Source organism: Variovorax jilinensis, assembly GCF_030316885.1.
GTDB classification, from domain to species: Bacteria; Pseudomonadota; Gammaproteobacteria; order Burkholderiales; family Burkholderiaceae_C; genus Variovorax; species Variovorax jilinensis.
On sequence record NZ_JASZYQ010000012.1, the window covers coordinates 34,406 to 53,693 of the forward strand.

The 19,288-nt window shown below is 68.5% G+C and carries 17 protein-coding genes; 5 read left to right on the forward strand and 12 right to left on the reverse strand.

The features are described from left to right. Positions 1 to 14: 14 nt before the first annotated feature. The 10 genes from QTH87_RS25305 to QTH87_RS25350 form a co-directional block, all read right to left on the reverse strand. A complete protein-coding gene (locus QTH87_RS25305; protein WP_286613095.1) occupies positions 15 to 722 on the reverse strand; it encodes a GntR family transcriptional regulator in 708 nt (235 codons plus the stop codon). A 90-nt stretch (positions 723 to 812) separates the two neighbouring features. Beyond that, on the reverse strand, positions 813 to 1,877 hold the full coding sequence (locus tag QTH87_RS25310) for a DUF2955 domain-containing protein (RefSeq protein WP_286613096.1): 1,065 nt from the start codon (positions 1,875 to 1,877) through the stop codon (positions 813 to 815). A gap of 8 nt (positions 1,878 to 1,885) precedes the next feature. Further along, positions 1,886 to 3,055, reverse strand: coding sequence for an HlyD family secretion protein (locus tag QTH87_RS25315; RefSeq protein WP_286613097.1), 1,170 nt, complete (start codon positions 3,053 to 3,055; stop codon positions 1,886 to 1,888). After that, complete coding sequence (locus tag QTH87_RS25320; RefSeq protein WP_286613099.1) at positions 3,052 to 4,617, reverse strand: efflux transporter outer membrane subunit; 1,566 nt, start codon at positions 4,615 to 4,617, stop codon at positions 3,052 to 3,054. Before QTH87_RS25320 ends, QTH87_RS25315 begins: the two co-directional genes overlap by 4 nt. Before the next feature lie 4 nt (positions 4,618 to 4,621). After that, positions 4,622 to 5,746: an AI-2E family transporter gene (locus QTH87_RS25325; protein ID WP_286613101.1), complete on the reverse strand. Its 1,125-nt coding sequence runs from the start codon at positions 5,744 to 5,746 to the stop codon at positions 4,622 to 4,624. A 131-nt stretch (positions 5,747 to 5,877) separates the two neighbouring features. Beyond that, positions 5,878 to 6,864, reverse strand: a complete 987-nt coding sequence (locus QTH87_RS25330; protein WP_286613103.1) for a Bug family tripartite tricarboxylate transporter substrate binding protein — start codon at positions 6,862 to 6,864, stop codon at positions 5,878 to 5,880. 208 nt (positions 6,865 to 7,072) lie between these two features. Beyond that, positions 7,073 to 8,671 (reverse strand): acyl-CoA carboxylase subunit beta, encoded by a 1,599-nt coding sequence (locus tag QTH87_RS25335; protein WP_286613104.1) that lies wholly within the window; start codon positions 8,669 to 8,671, stop codon positions 7,073 to 7,075. Next, positions 8,668 to 10,245 carry a class I adenylate-forming enzyme family protein gene (locus tag QTH87_RS25340; RefSeq protein WP_286613106.1) on the reverse strand — a complete coding sequence of 526 codons (1,578 nt, stop codon included), beginning with the start codon at positions 10,243 to 10,245 and terminating at the stop codon, positions 8,668 to 8,670. The genes QTH87_RS25335 and QTH87_RS25340 overlap by 4 nt, the downstream gene beginning before the upstream one ends. After that, a complete protein-coding gene (locus QTH87_RS25345; protein WP_286613108.1) occupies positions 10,242 to 10,991 on the reverse strand; it encodes a GntR family transcriptional regulator in 750 nt (249 codons plus the stop codon). The genes QTH87_RS25340 and QTH87_RS25345 overlap by 4 nt, the downstream gene beginning before the upstream one ends. Next, the gene (locus tag QTH87_RS25350; RefSeq protein WP_286613110.1) at positions 10,988 to 11,212 is read right to left on the reverse strand and encodes a biotin/lipoyl-binding carrier protein; all 225 of its coding nucleotides are present in this window, start codon (positions 11,210 to 11,212) and stop codon (positions 10,988 to 10,990) included. The genes QTH87_RS25345 and QTH87_RS25350 overlap by 4 nt, the downstream gene beginning before the upstream one ends. Before the next feature lie 159 nt (positions 11,213 to 11,371). Here QTH87_RS25350 and accB point away from each other — a divergent pair, with 159 nt between their 5' ends. From accB to QTH87_RS25370, 4 genes are read left to right on the forward strand one after another with little or no spacing between them, the layout of a single operon-like run. Then, positions 11,372 to 11,872, forward strand: a complete 501-nt coding sequence (gene accB, locus QTH87_RS25355; RefSeq protein WP_286613111.1) for an acetyl-CoA carboxylase biotin carboxyl carrier protein — start codon at positions 11,372 to 11,374, stop codon at positions 11,870 to 11,872. 3 nt (positions 11,873 to 11,875) lie between these two features. After that, complete coding sequence (gene accC, locus QTH87_RS25360; RefSeq protein ID WP_286613112.1) at positions 11,876 to 13,318, forward strand: acetyl-CoA carboxylase biotin carboxylase subunit; 1,443 nt, start codon at positions 11,876 to 11,878, stop codon at positions 13,316 to 13,318. After that, positions 13,315 to 14,766 carry a beta/alpha barrel domain-containing protein gene (locus QTH87_RS25365; RefSeq protein WP_286613113.1) on the forward strand — a complete coding sequence of 484 codons (1,452 nt, stop codon included), beginning with the start codon at positions 13,315 to 13,317 and terminating at the stop codon, positions 14,764 to 14,766. Before accC ends, QTH87_RS25365 begins: the two co-directional genes overlap by 4 nt. 4 nt (positions 14,767 to 14,770) lie before the next feature. Then, entirely contained in the window at positions 14,771 to 16,273 is a 1,503-nt protein-coding gene (locus QTH87_RS25370) for a carboxylase (protein ID WP_286613115.1), read from the forward strand. Positions 16,274 to 16,324: 51 nt separating this feature from the next. Here the strand turns inward: QTH87_RS25370 and QTH87_RS25375 are convergent, their stop codons facing one another. After that, positions 16,325 to 17,323, reverse strand: coding sequence for a Bug family tripartite tricarboxylate transporter substrate binding protein (locus tag QTH87_RS25375; protein WP_286613117.1), 999 nt, complete (start codon positions 17,321 to 17,323; stop codon positions 16,325 to 16,327). Positions 17,324 to 17,333: 10 nt separating this feature from the next. Continuing rightward, positions 17,334 to 18,341 carry a TauD/TfdA dioxygenase family protein gene (locus QTH87_RS25380; protein ID WP_286613119.1) on the reverse strand — a complete coding sequence of 336 codons (1,008 nt, stop codon included), beginning with the start codon at positions 18,339 to 18,341 and terminating at the stop codon, positions 17,334 to 17,336. Between QTH87_RS25380 and QTH87_RS25385 the strand changes: the two genes are divergently transcribed. Continuing rightward, positions 18,331 to 19,269, forward strand: a complete 939-nt coding sequence (locus QTH87_RS25385; protein WP_286613121.1) for a LysR substrate-binding domain-containing protein — start codon at positions 18,331 to 18,333, stop codon at positions 19,267 to 19,269. The two genes, QTH87_RS25380 and QTH87_RS25385, sit on opposite strands and share 11 nt — an antisense overlap. Positions 19,270 to 19,288: the final 19 nt, after the last annotated feature.

Here is a 19,288-nt window from a genome sequence, read left to right on the forward strand (position 1 = left end):
AACGCCACCGGGGTTTACGAGTTCTTTGGCAGGGAACCCAGTTGCTTGATGGCTTCGCGCTTGGAATCCTCGATGAGCTTTTCGGCCGCCTGGGTCGCCAGCCCAACCTCCCCGGCCTTGAGCGCCTTGTGCAGCGCGCGCCAGTTGCGCGCTGACTCCTTGCGTCGTGCGGGCGTTGCCAGGCCGAGCTGTGTATAGCGCAGAGTTTGGCGCGCCAGCGAGGTCAGGATCTCGGCCATGCGTTCGTTGTCGCAGGCGTCGCGCAAGACCCGGCTCAGGCGGAAGGTGGTGTCGAAATAGGCCGCACTGCCGTCGGCCGCATGCGCAAGTGCGTCCAGTGCGCGAACGTCCGCCTCGATCAATCCCGCAATGCGCGCCGCTTCCGGTACGGACAGGCGCGCAACGAGACTGCCCGACAGGCTGCGGCGGATCTCGAAGATGTCGGCCACCTCTTTCGCAGAGAGTTGCGTCACGTGAGCGCCGCGGTTGGCCAGGATGCGCACGACGCCATCCTTTTCCAGGATGCGCAGGGCCTCGCGCACCGGCCCGCGGCTGACTTCAAACTGCTCGGCCAACGTCTCCTCGCGAATGCGCTCGCCGGGCGCGTATTCGCCATTGGCGATCGCGGCGAAGATGCGCTCCGCGATCTGCTCGGGAAGCGTCTGAAGCTGGCGGATGGGCGTCTTTGCGATTTCGCGGTCGCCGATCGTTCGTGTACTCATAAGAGGCAGTCTGGGAAGTTGAAGCGTATTGTCAACAATTCTAATGTATCCATCAGATTTTGCGTAGCTTGGGCGTTGATTTCTGCCCTTCTAGCCGGCCCGGTTGCTATTTGCCATCCGCCAACGATCGAGCACGCGTACCGTGGCCCAGGCGTAGAGGGCAACGCCTACGAACAGCGCCACGCGGATCGCCGAGGCACGATAGACGTCCTTGCCGTTGGCGCTGTCCTCGATGGCCGGGCCGAGCAGGATCAGCATCGTGACCAGCGCGTTGGTCCAGAAGGTTGGCGCGAACGCCGTCGGCCGCAGCCGATACAGCCGCACGCCGGTCCAGAGTGCCGCCGCCACGATCCACAGCATCAGCATCCAGAGGTTGGGACGCAGCGTGAGGCCACCCCAGACCGCGGCTGCCAGCAGTGCGCCTGCCAGCGTAGAGCCGACCAACTCGCGGCCGGCCGAGCGCGCGTTCGCCGAACTTGCCTGCTGGCCCAGCGTCACCGTCTTGATGATCGCCGCCAAGTAGAAGGACGGATTGCCCAGCGCCAGCACGAGCACCGGCATCACCACCAGCGTCGCGCGCAACGCCGCCCAGCTGGCGGCCTGGAGGTCGAGTCCGGCCGGCGCCGGCTGCAGAGCAACCGGCCGCGGTGGATCAGGAAACAGCGCATGTGACATCCCGCTCACGAAGACACCGACGCCGAGCCCGAGCGCCATCGCGATGCTGAGCACCGAAACCAGCGCCTGGTCGGCCACCCCCGCCACCGGGACGAAGGTGAAGGTAATGACGAAGATGATCGTGAACGGATTGGCGCTACGCGCACCGGCGCGGAAGACGACGAAGAGCAGGACGGCGATGATCAGCAGCCCCGCCACCGCGTAGTGCTCGAGGATCGGTACCAGGAGCACGCCGGCAAGCATCAGAAGTGCGATCAACAACGCCAGCACGAGGCCCTTGACGAGCGGGATCGATGGCCCTGGCTTGCACAGCAGCAGCACCGCGAGCACGCAGGTCACGAACGGTGCCGGCAAGCCCATGCCATAGGCGATGAGCACGGACAGGCCCAGGCCGATGGCTAACCGGAGCACCGCCTTGTCCGCAGTGTTGTTCGCAGTGTTGGCCACAGTGGTGAGGGCAGAGGCGTCCGCACGGACCATGGCGATGCTCAGTAGAGGTACGAGAGGTAGCTCATGAGCCCCAGATAGCGCGCGCCGAGCCAGTTCATTGCGCTGTGGTCGCCGGTATAGACCATCACCTCGGCCTGGCCGCCGATGCGCACTGCACGCATCGCCTCCTCCTGGCCGGTACCGAATTCGATCGCCACCGGGAAGCGCTGCGCCTGCCGCAGCCAGTCGCGGCTGTTGTCGACCTTGGGCAGCGAACCCGGCGGCGTCTGCTGACCTGAACCAACGCCGCTGCCCACGCTGCGCACCCGCCCCTTCAGCACCTGGCCCGGCATCACGTCGAGCGCGATCGCGACCGGGTCGCCGGGCTTGATGTTGCCGAGGTTGTTCTCGGTCATGTCGGCATTGATCCAGAGGTCATGGCTGGCGATCAGCGTTATCACAGGCGCACCGGCGTGCACGAAATAGCCAACATCGGTGTGCAGGTCGGTGACCGCTCCGCGCGAAGGCGCCAGCACACGCGTGCGCTGGAGGTCGAGCTCGGCCTTCTCGATCGCCAAACGCGCGCTGACCAACTGGGCGTTGCCATCGCCGACCTCACCCGCGGTCTCCTGCGCGCGGCGCAGGTCGGCCTCGGCCGACTTCACCTGGCTCTGGGCTTTCACAAGATTGGCCCGGGCGCTCTCGACCCGGCGCAGCGAGATCGCGCCCGGATCCTCGGCGTAGATCTGCTCGAGCCGGGCCGCGTCCTGGCGAGCATAGACATGGTTGGCCAACGCCGCCCGCACGCCGGCCCGCGCTGCATCCACGGAGGCCGTCGAGGCACTGACGGAGAGCCGCACTGATTCATAGTCGGAGCGGCTGCGCTGCAACGCGATCCGGTAGGGGGTCGGGTCGATCTCGAACAGCGCCGTGCCGGCCTGCACCTCATCGTTGTTTCGCACGTGGACCTTCAACACCTTGCCCGATACCTCCGCAGCCACGGGCACGACGAACGCCTGTACGCGGGCCTGGGCGCTGGTGGGCGTGAGGCGATCCGAGACGAAATACCAGAGCAGGCTCAGCACGATCAGCAGCAGCACCACGAGCCCGCCGATGCGGCTGCCCTTGCCGCTGGCGGGTGGCTGCGGCGTCAAGGGCGGATCGATCGTGACCGCGGGAGAAGGCGATGGCGATGGCGATGGCGTGGATTTCACAGGGTCTGCACTCATGGTCGTGGACTCTCGGGTTCGATGGCGAAGCCGTCCGTGCCGGGCGCGGGCAATGGCTGGGCCAGCAGGCTCTTCCAGTCGCTGCGCCGGCCCATGATCTCGCGGGTCGCGTCGTCGACCACGGGGCGGCTGCGCGCCTCTTCCCAGCCGCCGCCCATCGCCTTGTAGATCGCGATCAGGCTGTGCGTCAGGCTGCCGCGCGCGCTCACCAGTTGTTCCTGCAGGCCGAACAGGGCGCGCTGCGAGTCGAGCACGCGCTGGAAGTCGGTCAGGCCTTCGCGGTATTGGAGCGTCGCGATCTCGAGCGAGCGCCGCGCCGCCTTCACCGCTTCCGCCAGCAACGCGATCTGCTCGCGGGTGCGCGCGAAGGCGACCGCACCATCGTCGACCTCCCGCGCCGCGCCGAGCACCGTGGCCTGGTATTGCGCGTAGAGCTGCTGGAACCGCGCGTCCTGCAGCAGCACCGTGTTGCTGAGCCGGCCGTGGTCGAACACGTTCCACACCAGGCTCGGACCCATCGCCCAGTTCGACACGTTGGGCGAGCCGCTCATCGAGGTGGCCGAAAGTCCGAGCGAGCCGATCAACGAGATCGAGGGATAGAGGTCGGCGACGCTCACGCCGATCAGGGCCGACTGCGCGGCCAGCTGGATCTCGGCCGCGCGCACGTCGGGCCGGCGCCGCAACAGGTCGGCCGGCAGATCAACGATGAGCTGCAGCTCGGTCTTCGGAATTCCCTGCCGGCCCGCGGCCAGCTCGGGCAGCGGACCCGGCGGGCGTGCCAGCAGCATCGCGAGCGCGTTCTGCGTCTGGCGCAGCACAATCTCAAGCTGCGGGATGGTAGCGAGGGTGCTGATGTACTGGGCCCGGGCCTGCTGCACGTCGAGCTCGGAATCGTTGCCGCTCTTGTAGAGCAGCTCCGTGATGTCGAGGCTGCGCTTCTGCAGCGCCGCGTTCTCGCGGGCGATTTGCAGCCGCACCTCGACCGTGCGGATCGAGGCGTAGAAGCCCGCCACCTGGGCAGCCATCAGCACCTGTATGTCGTCATATTGGGCGATGCTGGCAAAGTAGCCCGCGTCCGCAGCTTCGATGCTGCGGCGGAACTTGCCCCAGAAGTCGACTTCCCAGCTGATGCGGCCGCCGAGTTCGAGGACGGTTGTGCTGATGTCCGGACCACCGGCACGGCGCTGGCCCACGTTCAGCAGGTCGCCGGTCGCCTGCTGCATCTGCGGATAGAGAGCGCTGCCCACGATGCCGAGCTGCGCACGGGCTTCCATGATGCGCATGCCAGCCACTTGCACACTGGGGTTCGCGCGCTGCGCCTCGGCGATCAGCCGGTCCAGCGCCCGATCGTCGAAGGCGCGCCACCAGCTGGACTGAAGCTGGGCGTTCGCCACGCCGGGCGACTTTCCCTCAGGCAGTGTTTCGAGCGACCCACCCTTCCAGCCCGACAACCACGCAACCTCGGGCCGCTGGAAGTCGGGGCCCACGGTGGTGCAGCCGCCCAGGAACAGAACACCCGCGAGCGCCAGCGCGAGAGTTCCGGGTCTCCAGGAACGGACCACTGTCTCAAGCCACGGTCGACGCCGAAGCAACCGCGGCGGGTGGCGCGTCGGGGTCGCTGGCAACCCATCGCATGAAGATCTGGTAGCCCAATGCCAGCAACGTGGCTCCGACGAACATGCCCAGTATGCCGCTGCTCGCCAGACCGCCCAGCGCACCGAGCAGCACTACGGGCATCGGCGCGTCGACCCCGCGGCCAAGCAGCAGCGGCTTCAGGACGTTGTCGAGCATGCCCGCGAGGAAGAGCAGCACCGTGAAGATCGCGGCAGACACCGTCCCGTGTTCGGAACCCATCCAAAGAAAGGCGATCGCGGGGAGCGTCACCAGCAGCGCGGGTACTTGCGCTACGCCCAGAACCAGCACCACCATCGCGAGCACGCCTGCAAATGGCACGCCGGCGGAGAGCAGCAACAGGCCGACCACGATCGCCTGGATAAAGGCCACACCGAGCACACCGAGCGCAACGGCGCGAATGGTGGCGGTCGACAATCGTGCGAATTCCTCCCCGCGCCGGTTGTCAGCGACCCGGGCGAAGATGGCGCTCGCGCTGGCAGCCCCCGAGCCGCCGAAGGCCATGATGACCCCCGCGATGATGAAGGAGAAGACAAACAGCAAGATGGTGCCGGCGATGCTAGCCACCATCTCGAGCGCGTGGATGGCGAGGCTGCCGAGCTGCGGCTGGAAACGCTGCATCACCGCGGGGAGGTCGGTATGGGCCACCGACCACAGGCTGTGGACCTTGTTGCCGATCAGCGGCCACTCGACGACGCTGGCCGGCGGCGCCGGAATCTGCAGACTGTGCTCGCGCAGCCGGTCGACCAGTTCATGCACCGAGTCGCCCATCGAGGACAGCAGCGCCGCGGTTGGCGCAACGATGAGGAGCAGGCCGGCCAAAACGATCAGCGTCGCCGCCCTCCCCTGACGCCCTCCCAACGCGCGTGCGAGCCGGGTGCAGGCCGGATACAGCGTGACGGCCAGAATCAGTGCCCAGGCCATCAGCGCGAGGAAGGGAGAAAAGATCCGGTAGCAAAGCGCGGTCAACGCAAACACCATGCCGGCCCTGATGAAGACGTCGAGCAGTTTGCGCGTAAGCCGCTGCTCGACAGCGAGTTCGACGTGTGATGGGGACATGGTTCGCCTTCCTGTTCCAGTACTTCATGGTCCCGTCATGCCGAGGCCGCAGCGCGGCAGCGCCGCTGCATCGCTGTGCTCTCCGGGCAGTGCGGGATCAACGTGCTTCCGCGTTGCTCGCCCAGCGCCGGTCACTCAGGTTTGAAGTCGATCGATTTGAGGATCGCACCGATGCGGTCGTGGTTGGCGCGCAGCACCTTGGTGAGTTCGTCGGAGGAGCGCGGTTGTCCGGAATCGAGGCCGAATTCGCGCAACTGAGCCTGCGTGGCCGGACGCGCCATGACCTTCATCACGGCATCGCGCATGCGGGCCTGGGCGGCCGCCGGAACGTCGGTCGGAATGAACAGGCCAAGCCAGACCAGCGCCTCCAGCTGGGGATAACCCAGTTCGGCAAAGGTCGGCACGTCGGGCAGATTGGGCGAGCGCTGCGGCAGACTCACGGCGTAGGGCTTGATCTTGCCGCTCTTGATCAGCGGCACCGCATTCGGGATACCCGCGAACATCAGCGGGATGTGGCCGCCCATGACGTCGACCAGCGCGGGTGGCGTGCCCTTGTAGCCCACGTGCGTCATGTCGATGCCGGCTGCCTTGTTGAGTTGCAGGCCCATCACGTGCGATACGGTGCCGGCGCTGTAGGAGGCGTAGCTCACCTTGCCCGGATTGGCCTTCACGTAGCTCACGAGTTCCGGCAAGGTCCGAGCCGGCACCGCCGGATTGCCGACCAGCACCAGGCCACCGCGTGCCACTTCGGCCAGTGGCCGCACTTCCTTCGTCATGTCGATGCGCAGCTTGACGATGTGCGGAATCTCGGTGACGAGCGCATCGAGTGCGAGGACCATCGTGTTGCCGTCGTGCGGCGCCTGCAGCATGTCGTTGACCGCGAGGGCGCCGCCGGCACCGGCCTTCGGCTCGACGATCGCCGTCTGGTTGAGTTCCTTCTGCAGACCTTCGACCAGCAGGCGCCCGACCACGTCGAGTGAGCCACCGGGCGGGCCCGCCACGATCACACGGATCGGCTTGTCGGTGGGCGCCTGGGCCAGTGCCGAGGGCAGTGCGAGCGTGCCGAGCGCTGCGGCCAGCAGGGCCGCAAGGGCGCGGCGGTGGAAAAGGGGTGTCATGGAATGTTCCTTCTGGTCGGATCTGCCCGCCGGCAACCGTTGGAGTAAATCGCGTACCCAAAGAATAGTGTATGTTAGGATTGTTGACAATACTACATTCAGAGAAAACTGTGGCTTCGGCGAACCGGTCTCTCTCAAGCGCGCAACCGCCATTTCCTCATCTGCCTCCTCGGCCGGAACGTGGCTTCATTCCGGTACCTCCGGCCGCTCAACGCATCGTGCGCCCCACCGGGCCCAGTCGCCGGGCGGTCACCCGGACGGCGTCCTCGACCCAGGCGCACAGCAGCGGCCGGGTCGCTGAAGGCTCGACGATGTCCAGCACTCCGAAGCGCTCGGCCGTGCGCATCGGCGACGAGATCGCGTGGTAGTGCGCCTCGAGCTCCAGCCGATGGGCGACCGGATCCTCGGCGGCCGCGATGTCCTTCTTGTAGGCCGCAGCCACGCCACCCTCGACCGGGATCGAGCCCCAGCGTGCGGACGGCCAAGCGTAGCGGTTCGGCAGCGCGGTCCCAGAAGGGCCGTGCCACGGGCTCAGCATCGCGCCGGCGAGCCCCACGCAGCGCCGCAGCACGATCGCGAGCCACGGCACGCCCGACTGCTCGATCGCATTCAGCGCCTGCATCGCGGCGGCCAGCGTGCCTTCGCGCTCGGCATCCGGGCCGGTCATCACGCCGGGCTGATCCGCGAGGTTGACGATCGGCAGGTGGAAGGTGTCGCACAGGTCGACGAAGCGCGCCATCTTGAGTGCCGCCGCCCGCGTGAGCGCGCCGCCCATCACCATCGGGTTGTTGGTCATCACGCCGACGGCATGGCCGTCCAGCCGGGCCAGGCAGGTGATCACCGAGCCGCCGAAGTCCGGCGACATCTCGAACACCGAGCCCTGATCGAAGATGGCGGAAAGAATCCTCCGTGGCTGAAAGATCTTGCGCTTGTCGGCCGGGATCGCGCGGTCCAGCCACGGATCGCGTCGATCGACCGGGTCCTCGCAGGCGATGCGCGGCGGTTGCTCCCACACGTTGGCGGGCAGGTAGGAGAGGAATCGGCGGGTGGCCTGCAGCGCCTCTTCCTCGCTGTCGACGGCCAGGTGCACCGTACCGCTGAAGCGGTGCATCGCGTCATAGCCGCCAAGCGCCTCCTTGTCGATCTCCATGCCGAGCGCCTGCTTCACGACCGGTGGCCCGCCCGCGAAGATCTGGCTCTTGCCGCGGATCATGATCGCCAGATGCGACGACGCCACGCGCAGCGCTCCCAGGCCCGCACAGGCACCCAGCGCGATGCCAACCACGGGTACCGCGCCGAGCAACTGCGTCATCGGCAGCAGCGGGTAGCCCGGGATCTTGGTGTGGCCGAGCTTGTCGAGCAGCTTGACGCTGCCACCCGCGCTGTCGATCAGGCGCACGATCGGCAGCTTGTATTCCCAGGCGTAGCGGTCGGCAAAGATCCATTTCTCGGACACTGAGCCCTCCGAGGAGCCCGCGCGGATTGTGAAATCATCCGCGGCGACCACCGCGCGTCGGCCCTCGATGCGGCCGATTCCGACCACCGCATTGCTGGGCGTGAAGCTCTCGCGCCTGCGGTCCGCGCCGTACTTGACGCCACCGGCCAGTGCGCCGATCTCTTTGAAGCTCCCGGCATCGAGCAGATGGTCGATGCGCTCGCGTGCAGTGAGCTTGCCGGCTGCGTGGTGGCGCGCTACCTGTTCCTCACCGCCGTGCGCGTGCGCGATCGCGCGGCGCTGCGCCAGTTCCTCCAGGTCGTCGGCCCATTCGCCGCGCGCGGGGCCGCTGGTCTCGATCGTCGTCGTCATGGTGTCGTCGCTCCTTGGGGTTGGCGCGCCAGGTAGGCATCGCGCAGGTCGTTCTTGGTCACCTTGCCGGCGTGATTGCGCGGCAGCGCATCGACGAACTCGATGACCCGCGGCTTCTTGTAGCCGGCGATCAGCTCGCCGCAATGCGCCGAGAGCGCACCCGCCTCGATCGCATGGCCCGGGCGGCGCACCACGAAGGCCGCCACCACCTCGCCCCACTGCGCATCGGGCAGGCCGAGCACCGCGACCTCGGCCACGCCCGGATAGGCCTGTACCGCATCCTCGACCTCGCGCGCATAGACGTTGAAGCCGCCGCTGATCATCATGTCCTTGTTGCGTCCGACGATGTAGAGGAAGCCCTCGTCGTCGAGGCGTCCGAGGTCGCCGCTGTAGTACCAGCCGTCGCGGATCGATTCGCGCTCGAGGTCGGGGCGGCGCCAGAACGCCACCTCTCCGATGCCGCGGTGGCGGATCGCGATCTCACCGATCTCGCCTGCGGCCAGTGGCCGGCCCTCGGCGTCGCGCACCGTGATCTGCACGTCCGTCGTCGGCCGGCCGCAGGACGCGATGCGTGCCGACGGCCGGCCGTCCTCCAGGTGCTCGTGCGGATAGAGCACGCACAACGGCTGGACGGCCTCGGTCATGCCGTACTGCTGGCGCAGGATCGGGCCTAGGCGCTCGAGCGCCTCGTGAATCATGGGCGTGGGCGTTGGCGCGGTGCCATAGTGGACACGCCGAAGCGCCGACAGGTCGGCGTCGGGCCTGGCCGCCAGCGTCGCGAGCAGGCGCCCGAGCATCGTGGGCACCACCATCAGCTGGCTGATGCGATCGCGCGCGATGCGGTCGACCACCTCCTCGGCATCAAAGCGGTCGGCCACGATGTTGCGCGCGCCGCGCAGGTAGCAGGGCAGCAGGTGCACCCCGGCCGCATGCGTGAGCGGGCCCACATGCAGCATCGCGTCGTCGACGCCGAGCCCGTATTCCATCGCCGCGAACTGGTTCGCGAGCCGCGCCTCAAAGCGCCGGATGCTGTAGGCGACGCCCTTGGGCTGACCGGTCGTGCCCGAGGTGTAGGCGATGCGCAGCAGCAGGTCGTCCGGCACCCTGAGACCGGGCGCGCCATCGGCGGCGCGCGCGAGCAGCGCATCGAAGTCGAGCACTTGTGCATCGCGCCAACCCACGCCCACCACATGACGCAGCGAAGGCACGAGCCCGCGCACCTGCTGCGCAATCTCCTGGAACTCGGGCCCGGCGACCAGCACCGAGGCTCCGGCGTCGTTGAGGATGGCCGCCTGCTCGCGCATGGTATGGCGCGCGTTGAGCGCGACGTAGCCCTGGGCCGCCTTCTCGGCGCCGAACTGGCTCTCGATGCTCTGCACGGAGTTGTTGAGCAGCACGGCGACGCGCTCGCCGGGACGCAGGCCGAGGCCGATCAGCGCGTTGGCGAACTGGTTGCTGCGCCGCTCGATCTCGGTGTAGCTGTAGCTGCGGTCGCGGAACACGACGGCGGGTCGGTCTCGATACTGACCGGCGGCCCAGGACAGCGCCTGGCCCGCGATTCTTTCGGAAGTCATTGGAGGATGTCCTTGTGGGGTGGCGGCTGCGACACCGGCGGCGCGGCCACCGCTTGCAGCTGGCGCACGGCCTCGCGCCGCGACGCGTCGATCAGGCCTTCGATGGCCGAGGCGGCGCCATTCGCGTCGCCGGCCTCGAGGCAGCGGACCATGGCACGCCAGGTGAGCGCCGATTCGCGACGCCGTGCCGCAGTGGCCAGGCCGAGCCTGGAATAGCGTCGCGTCTGCCGCGCGAGCGATCCGAGGATCTGCGCCAGCCGCTCGTTGCCGCAGGTTTCGCCCAGCAGGCGGCCGATCCGCACCGTGGCTTCGAGATGCGCCTCGGCGGCAGCGGGCTGGTTCGCGCGCGCCTCGAGTTCGCCGAGCTCGGCCTCGATGCGCGCGATAAGCAGCGGATCGACAGCCACCATGCGGCGCACCATGGCGCCGAGCAGGTCGCGGCGGATCTCGAAGATGTCGCTGACTTCCTGGATCGACAGCTGCGTCACGTGCGAACCCCGGTTGGGCAGGATGCACACGACCGAATCGCGCTCCAGGATGCGCAGCGCCTCGCGCACCGGCCCGCGGCTGACCGCGAACTGCTCGGCCAGCATCTCTTCGCGGATGCGCTCGCCCGGCGCATATTCGCCGCGCGCAATGGCCGCGAAGATGCGTTCGGCGATCTGCTCGGGCAGCGACATCAGGGGCCGACCTCCTCGCAGGCCGGCCGTCGCGGCCGCCGCACCGGGCGTTCGCAGGAGGCTCATTGCTCTTCGAACACCGCGATGTCCTGTCCCTCGCGCACCGCGGCGCCCTCGGCGACTAGGAGTTTGAGCAGCACGCCGTCGCCAGGTGCCACGACGGGGATTTCCATCTTCATGGATTCGAGAACCATGAGGGTGTCGTCGGCCTGCAGGGCCGCCCCCTCCGTGGCCACGATCTTCCATACGGTGCCTGTGATCTCGGACCGAATCGTCTGTGTCGTCATTGCTTGGTTCCTCGAAATGGACCGGACCCAACCGGTCGATTGCGCGACTTTACTCGACATTAGGATTGTTGACAATCAGATTATGCTCATGATCTAATTCGATCCATCGCAGCCCCTGCTGCCTTGCGGACGCGTTCCGCCCACCCGGAGACAAGAGCAATGACCCTTTCCCACAACGACGTGCGCCGGATCCTGGCGATCCTCGACAGCGCCGAACACCTCGATTCCCTGGACGTCACCGTGGGCGAATTCGAGCTCCATGCGCGCAAGCACGGCGCCGCAGGGGCGTTGCCCGTCAGCGGTCCGCGCACCGCTGCCGCCACCGGGCCTGCCGCAGATGCAGCCCCCGAGGCCGCTGCGACGCGTGGCACCGCCGCCAGCGCGGCCCCGCTCGCCGAGGTGCCTGCAGGCCTGGTCGCCGTGCGGGCACCGATGGTGGGCACCTTCTACCTGCGCCCGAGCCCCGACCAGCCGCCTTTCGTCACAGTGGGCGGGACCGTGCAGTCTGGCGAGACGGTCTGCCTGGTCGAGGTGATGAAGATGTTCAACACGGTCAAGACGGAAATAGCAGGCACCGTGGAGCGCATCCTGGTGGGCAACGGACAACCCGTGCAGCACGATCAGATCGTGATGCTGATCAAGCCCGTGCAGGAGGCCTGAGCGATGGCCGAATCTCTTTCGACCCCCGTCGCCCGGCGCGACATCCGTCGGCTGTTCGTGGCCAACCGCGGCGAGATCGCGGTCCGCGTGATCCGCGCCTGCCGCAGCCTGGGCATCGAATCGGTCGCGGGCGTTTCCGAAGCCGACACCGAAACGCTGGCCGCGCGCATGGCCGACCAGGTCGTGGTGCTCGGCCCGGCGCTGGCCTCGGAGAGCTACCTGCGCGCCGACCGAATCGTCGAGGCCGCGCTGCAAAGCGGTTGCGACGCCGTCCACCCGGGCTACGGCTTCCTGTCGGAGCGTTCTTCCTTCGTGCGCGCCTGCGACGAAGCCGGGTTGGCCTTCGTCGGCCCTTCCGCCGCCGCGATCGACGCCATGGGCGACAAGATCACGGCGGTCGGCCTGGCCGAGCGCGCCGGCGTCCCGCGTGTGCCTGGTTCCGGCGCGCTCGCGGACGTCGCGCATGCACGGCGCGTGGGCGCAGAGATCGGCTATCCGGTCCTGATCAAGGCGACGGCCGGCGGCGGCGGCCGCGGGATGCGCGTGGTGCGCGATGAAGGCGAACTCGAATCCCTCATGGCCTCGGCCGCGAACGAGGCCAAGTCCGCCTTCGGCGACGACACGCTCTACATGGAGAAGTTCATCGAGCATGCGCGTCACATCGAGATCCAGGTCATGGCCGATGCCCACGGCAACGTGGTCTACCTCGGCGAGCGCGAGTGCTCGACCCAGCGTCGGCACCAGAAGCTAATCGAGGAGGCGCCCTCGCCGGCCGTCGACGAGGCAATGCGCCGCGCCATGGGCGAGTGCGCGGTCAGCCTGACGCGCAACGCCGACTATTGCGGCGCGGGCACCATCGAATTCGTGGTCGACCAGCGCGACAACCGCTATTTCTTCCTCGAGATGAACACGCGCATCCAGGTCGAGCATCCCGTCACCGAGATGATCACGGGCTTCGACCTGGTGGCCGAGCAGATTCGCGTGGCGGCCGGCCTTCCGCTGTCCTTCACCCAGGCCGAGGTCCGTCTGCAGGGTCATGCGATTGAATGCCGGATCAATGCCGAGGACCCGGAGCGCAACTTCCTGCCGCGGCCGGGCCTCATCTCGCGCTGGCAGGTGCCCACCGGCGAGGGCATCCGCGTCGACAGCCACTGCTATTCGGGCTACACCGTGCCGCCCTACTACGACTCGCTGCTGGGCAAGCTCATCGTGCATGCGGCGACGCGCGCGCTGGCCATCGAGCGCATGCGCAGCGCGATTTCCCGGCTCGAGATCGAGGGCCCGGCCACCACCGCCGCCTTTCACGATGCCGTGCTCGCCCACGCGGATTTCGTCGACGGCAAGGTCACGACGCGCTGGGTCGAGGAAAGCTTCCTGCCCCAGCGCAAGGCGCAGCAGAAGGCCGCAGCCCAGGCGGAAAAGGCAGCCGCCAGGGAGACATCATGAGCGACCGCACGCTGCGCTTCACAGACGTCAGCCTGAGCGACGGCCAGTCGGCGCGCTGGGCAGGCGCCATGACGACACCGATGGCGCTGGCCGTCGCCAGCCGCATCGCGGACACCGAAGTGGCGGTCATCGAGATCGCATCGCCCGCGACCCTTCGGCAATGCCTGGGGCGCAACGAGGAGCCCTGGCAGCGCATCGCCCTGCTGCGCGAGCGCTGCCGCGGCGTCCGGCTGCGCGCCGCCATTTCGCTGTTCACCGAACACGGGCGCCGTGGCGCCGACGTGGTCTCGGCCAGCGTGGCCACGCTGTGGCTGCGGGAACTGGCGGCGCACGGCGTGTCCGAGGTTCTCCATTCGGACCCGTTCGGTGACGTGGAACGCCTCGCGCCGGTGCTGGATACCGCCCGCACCCTGGGTCTCGTCGCCATTGCCGCCCTGCCCTACGTGCCGGAACAGGCGGACAAGGCGCTGGGCGTCCGCGCTCAGGCGCTCGCGCTGGCCGGAGCGAGCCGCGTGATGCTGCGCGACGATGCGGGACTGCTCACGGCCGATCGGCTGGCGACGCTGCTGCCCGCGCTGCGGTCCGGCCTCGGCGCGACGCCGCTCGACCTGCACCTGCGATGCCAGACCGCGCTCGGACCGATGCTGGCCACCGAGGCCGTGCGCCTCGGCATCGACGGCCTCGACACCGCGTTCGCGCCGCTGGCAAACGGCCCTTCGGTGCCTTCGCTCGGAACCTTGCTGCGATCGCTGCGCCTGCTCGGCATCGGTGCGCCCGCGAGCGCGCAGCGCCTGCATGCCGTGGCCGAGGTCGACAGGCAACTCGCCGAGATCGCCAATGAACAGGGCTTTCCCTCGGGCGCCGCCTGGGTCTTCGATCTCGCACCCTATGCCCACCAGCTGCCGGGCGATGACGCGGCCTGGGCCATGGAGCGACTCTCCGCGCTGGGGCTCACGCACCGGTTGCACGCTTTCTCGAACGAATGTGCGCGCGTGCGCTCGGACCTTGGCCAGCCGCCGATGCAGGCGCCGTTCGCGCGCGCCATCGCCGAGCAGGCGCTGCTGCACCTGCAGGACCTGCCGCGCTATTCCGAGATCCGGCCCGGCGTGCGACGCGCACTGCAGCAGATTCACGCTGCGGCCCCGGCGGCGGTCGATGCGTCCCTCGCCCGGCGGGTCGGCGCGCTGCCGCCCTCGCCACCGAGTTCGGCGGCCGCGCTGCGCAAGACGTGGCCGGGCGCGAGCGATGCGGCACTTGTGATCGCGCAGGCCTGCGGCGTGTCGCCCGGGTCGCAGCCGACGCCGGCCGCTCCCGACAGCCTGCGTTACCAGCCCGCCACGCCGGCGGAAGCCTTGCTGGCCGGCCTCACGGCGCGCGCCACGCGCCATGCCCAGCTCGGGGTCGAAGGCCCCGGCGTCTCGATCCAACTCCAAGGCAGCGAGGGCTGACACCATGCTCGAACATCTCAAGACGCTGGTCGCCGCCGAGACCGCGCGCACCGGCCGGCGCCGCACGATCCACCTCACCGACGACACGCTGCGCGACGGCCAGCAATGCCTGTGGGCGACGCGCATGCGTACCGAACACATGCTGCCGATCGCCGAACGCATGGACCGCGCGGGATTCCTCTCGTTGCAGGCGATCGCGCTGGTGCAGTTCGATGCGAGCGTGCTGTTCCTCAACCAGAACCCTTTCGAGCGCATCCGCCTGCTGGCCGGGCGGATCACGCGCACACCGATGCGCGCCGCCATCCGCAGCAACCTGATGCGCGGCTTCTTCCCGGTGGCGGACGATGTCACCGAGCTCTTCGTCGAGCGGCAGATCGCCAACGGCGTGCGCGAGATCGGTCTTTTCGATGCCCTGATGTGCAACGACAACCTGGCCTCCAGCATTGCCGCCGCACACAGGCTCGGAGCTGCGGTGACGCTGCTGCTCGGCTACAACATCGCGCCCGGCTATGACGACGCCCTGTACGCCGCCAAGGCGCGCGAAGCGGTGGAGCGCTTCGGCGTGCAGACCGTCGCACTCGCCGATGCGGCGGGCATCCTGACGCTCGAGCGCGTGCGCACGCTGGTGCCGGCGATCAAGCAGGCGATAGGCGACCGCGCCCGGCTGGAATTCAATACCCATTGCCTGACCGGCCTCGGGCCGCTGCTGGCGATCGAGGCTGCGGTGCACGGCGCCGACACGATCCTGACAGCGGTCGATCCCCTGGCCAACGGCAACTCGCTGCCGGCCAGCCAGATGATCGCGCGCAACCTGCGCGAGATCGGATTCGACGTGCGGGTCGACGACGGTGTGCTCGACGAGGTGGGCGCCTATTTCTCGGCTCTGGCCGAACGCGAAGGGCAGCCCGTCGGCGTGCCGGCGGAGTACGAACCCAGCCACTACGTCACCCAGTACGCGGGCGGCGCGATGAGCAACCTCGAGTCGCAGCTCAAGCTGGCCGGCCTGAGCGACAAGCTGCCCGCGGTGCTCGAGGAGATCGGACGCGTGCGCGTGGAGCTCGGCTCGCCGATCATGGTCACGCCTTACCCGGCCATCGTCTCGGCCCAGGCCGTGATGAACGTGCTCAACGTGGAGCGCTACAAGGTCGTGCCCGACGAGGTGAAGAAGTACGTCTGCGGCTACTTCGGCGACCTGCCGCTGCCGGTGGATGCGAACGTGAAGGACCGGATCATCGCCAACGGCTCGCGTGACGTGGCGCTGGAGCCACCGATGATCGAGCCCGTGCTCCCGGGCCTGCGCCAACGCTATGGCAACCTTGGAGACGACGAGTTGCTGCTGCGCTACATGTATGGCGACGAGAAGGTCGACGCTCTGAAGCCGACGCCGGTGGACGACAGCTACAGCCTGCACCATCCGGTGGTCGACCTCGCCGCGGGCCTTGCGGCGCGCGCACGCAAGGCACAGGTGCAGGTGGCAGGCGACGGCTTCTCAATGAACGCAGGCTGAGTGTCGGCCCTCGGCAGGCCCCTCGGCGGCCGGGCGCCCCATCGGCAATGGCTAGTCGCCCACCTTGATGCTGGCGGCCTGCGCGATTCGCTGCCAGAACGCGAGGTCGTCTCGCACGGTCTTCGCGAACTGCTCGGGCGACTTGAGCGGCGCATCGGCGATGTTGAGCTGCAGCAGCTTTTCGCGCATCGCAGGCGAGGCCAGGATGCGAGCCACTTCCTGGTTGAGCAGCGCCACGACGGCCGTCGGCGTGCCCCTGGGCGCGAACACGCCATACCATCCGTCAGCCGTGGGGCCGATGCCTTGCTCAGCCATCAGCGGCGCCGACGGCAGGCCGGGCGAGCGCAGCGAACCGGTCAGGCCGAGCACCTTGAGACGGCCCTGCTTCACGAGCGGCATGGCGCTCGCCACGTCCAGGAAGCCGAGCCGGATCACGCCGCCCTGCATGTCCTGCGTGATGGCGGTGATCGACTTGTAGGGCACATGGTTCATCCGGATGCCGCTCTGCCGCTCGAGCCACTCCATCACCAGGTGCCCTTGCGAGCCAGTGCCCCAGCTCGCGTAGTCGTAGGCGCCGGGATGGGCCTTGGCAGCGTGGGTGAACTGCTGCATGTCGCTGGCGGGGAAGTCCGGCGTCGCCACCAGGGCCACGCCACCGGCACCCACCTGCGCGATCGGCGCCAGATCGTTCAGGGCATCGAAGGCCGGCGCCTTCTGCACCGCCTGGTTGATCACGGTGCTGGAGGCATTGCCGAACAGCAGCGTGTAGCCATCGGGCTTCGCGCGCACCACCGCCAGCGCCGCAATCGTGCTGTTGGCGCCGACGCGGTTCTCGACCACCACGGGCTGCTTGAGCGACGCGCCGAGCCCGGCCGCGATCGTCCGGCACAGCAGGTCGCCGCCGCTGCCGGGCGCATTGCCCAGCACCAGCATGATCGGCCGTGAGGGGTAGGGCTCCTCGGCCTGTGCGAGCCGCGACGACAGCGGGGCCAGTGCGGCCAGCGCCGCGAGCAGCAGTTGACGCCGAGGGCGCGAAAGGGGTCGATGCATGCGCGGCTCCTCAGGCGGCCGCTTCGGCCGGCTCGCGCTTCCAGGCGCTCTCCGCGCGGGCCGCCGCCAGCGGCCGGGTGCCGTTGATCGTGACCCGATAGCCGCTGCGGCGCGCCGGGAAGTAGTCGAAAATCGCCTGGTGCTGAGTGCAGCGGTTGTCCCAGAAGGCCACCGAATTCGGCTGCCAGCGAAAGCGGCACATGAAGCGGGGGTTCTCGATATGCCGGTAGAGCATCTCGAGCAGCGCCTCGCTCTCGCGATCCGAAAGGCCCGGCACATGGGTGGTGAACACGCGGTTCACGAACAGCAGCTTGCGCCCGGTCTCGGGATGCACCGCAACGACCGGATGCTCGCTGCGCGCAAAGGGCCGCGACGGCGTCATGCCGTAGCGGCTCCAGACCTTGGCGCCGTCATGGACGGCGGTGAGCCCTTCGAGGAACTGCTGCATCGGCTTAGAAAGCGCGTCGTAGGCTGCATACATGCTCGCGAACATCGTGTCGCCCCCGGCCTCAGGCACTTCCGTCAGGTACAGCATGCTGCCCATCGGCGGCTCCTCCTCGCAGCTGACATCGGTGTGCCAGCTCTCGCCGGCGACGCGCGCCGAACTCTCGTCGGCGTGGATGCGCAGCAGTTCCGGATGCTGTGGATGGTTGGCCGGCGCGAGCGGATGCACATGCAACGAACCGAAGCGCCGGCCCAGCGCGATGTGCTGCGCGTGGCTCAATCGCTGATCGCGAAAGAAGATGACCTGGTGCGCAACCAGCGCGTGACGGATGGCATCGACCTGCGCCTGCGACAGCGGCGCCGCAAGATCGACGCCGAAGACTTCGGCGCCCAGCGCCGGGGTGAGCGCGCGGAAGTCGAGCTGGATCGGGGATTTCATTTCTGTCTCCATGCGGGCACCTGCCCTGTCCGATTGTGGTGACGGCACCATGGGATGCCCTAATGAATTCGACTCGCCAACCCATAACCTGCAGGTTATTCTGAGGCTTTTCACGGAGCCGATCATGGCCGACATCTCGAGCGCCTTCGTGCAGCGCGGACTCACGCTCAGGCACATGCGCCTGCTCATTGCGCTCGAGGACATGCGTCAGGTCGGCCGCGTGGCTTCGGCCCTGAGCATCTCCCAGCCCGCGGTGTCGAAGGCGCTGCTCGAGATCGAGAACGGCGTCGGGGTGGCGCTGTTCGATCGCACGCCGCGCGGCATGGTGCCGACCGCGCACGGCGCCTGCCTGCTGCGCCACGCCCACACGATGACCAACGAGCTCTCGCGCGCGGTGGACGAACTGACCGGCATCGAGCAGGGCATCGCAGAGGCCGTGGCGGTCGGGGCCACCGCGGGTGCCGGCACCGGTTCGCTGCTCGGGGCTGCCATCCGGCAGGGCCGCGCGCGCCTGCCCGCCCTGACGGTGACGGTGAGCGAGGGCACGCGTGAACACCTGCTGCGCCAGTTGCGCACGGGCCGGCTCGACCTGGTGGTCGGCGCCACGACCGACGGCGTGATTCCGATCGACCTCGAGTGCACGCCGCTCTACATCGACGCGCCGGCCATCGTCTGCGGCAACGGCCACGCCCTGGCGGCGCGCCGCCGTCCTGCCTGGACGACCCTGGCGGCCGAGGCCTGGGTACTGCCGCCGCGCACGACCCGCGTGCGTGCGGCGGTCGAGGCCCTCTTCCGGCGCGCGGGCGGTCCGCCGCCACGCGTGCTCGCGGAAACGCTCTCGCTCGACCTGATCCTCGAACTGCTGGGCCAAGGCGATGCACTCGGGGTGCTGCCGCAGCACCTGGCGCGCCGACTTGCAATGGCCGGCCAGCTTCGCACCCTCGAGGTCGACACGCCGGGACTGGTGATGCCCGTGGCGGTCTTCACGCAGGCCGCGGGCGCGCCGTCGACCGCGATCGACACCTTGCGCCGTTGCCTTCTCGAAGCGGCAGCCTCGCGTTGAGGCGATCTCACGCACACCT

Coding starts and splice junctions, on each gene's coding strand:
- QTH87_RS25335 (WP_286613104.1), bottom strand. CDS start 8,671: ATGACGACGACGATCGAGACCAGCGGCCCCGCGCGCGGCGAATGGGCC.
- QTH87_RS25375 (WP_286613117.1), bottom strand. CDS start 17,323: ATGCATCGACCCCTTTCGCGCCCTCGGCGTCAACTGCTGCTCGCGGCG.
- QTH87_RS25330 (WP_286613103.1), bottom strand. CDS start 6,864: ATGACACCCCTTTTCCACCGCCGCGCCCTTGCGGCCCTGCTGGCCGCA.
- accC (WP_286613112.1), top strand. CDS start 11,876: ATGGCCGAATCTCTTTCGACCCCCGTCGCCCGGCGCGACATCCGTCGG.
- QTH87_RS25315 (WP_286613097.1), bottom strand. CDS start 3,055: ATGAGTGCAGACCCTGTGAAATCCACGCCATCGCCATCGCCATCGCCT.
- accB (WP_286613111.1), top strand. CDS start 11,372: ATGACCCTTTCCCACAACGACGTGCGCCGGATCCTGGCGATCCTCGAC.
- QTH87_RS25380 (WP_286613119.1), bottom strand. CDS start 18,341: ATGTCGGCCATGATCGGCTCCGTGAAAAGCCTCAGAATAACCTGCAGG.
- QTH87_RS25310 (WP_286613096.1), bottom strand. CDS start 1,877: ATGGTCCGTGCGGACGCCTCTGCCCTCACCACTGTGGCCAACACTGCG.
- QTH87_RS25325 (WP_286613101.1), bottom strand. CDS start 5,746: ATGTCCCCATCACACGTCGAACTCGCTGTCGAGCAGCGGCTTACGCGC.
- QTH87_RS25370 (WP_286613115.1), top strand. CDS start 14,771: ATGCTCGAACATCTCAAGACGCTGGTCGCCGCCGAGACCGCGCGCACC.
- QTH87_RS25340 (WP_286613106.1), bottom strand. CDS start 10,245: ATGACTTCCGAAAGAATCGCGGGCCAGGCGCTGTCCTGGGCCGCCGGT.
- QTH87_RS25365 (WP_286613113.1), top strand. CDS start 13,315: ATGAGCGACCGCACGCTGCGCTTCACAGACGTCAGCCTGAGCGACGGC.
- QTH87_RS25305 (WP_286613095.1), bottom strand. CDS start 722: ATGAGTACACGAACGATCGGCGACCGCGAAATCGCAAAGACGCCCATC.
- QTH87_RS25350 (WP_286613110.1), bottom strand. CDS start 11,212: ATGACGACACAGACGATTCGGTCCGAGATCACAGGCACCGTATGGAAG.
- QTH87_RS25345 (WP_286613108.1), bottom strand. CDS start 10,991: ATGAGCCTCCTGCGAACGCCCGGTGCGGCGGCCGCGACGGCCGGCCTG.
- QTH87_RS25385 (WP_286613121.1), top strand. CDS start 18,331: ATGGCCGACATCTCGAGCGCCTTCGTGCAGCGCGGACTCACGCTCAGG.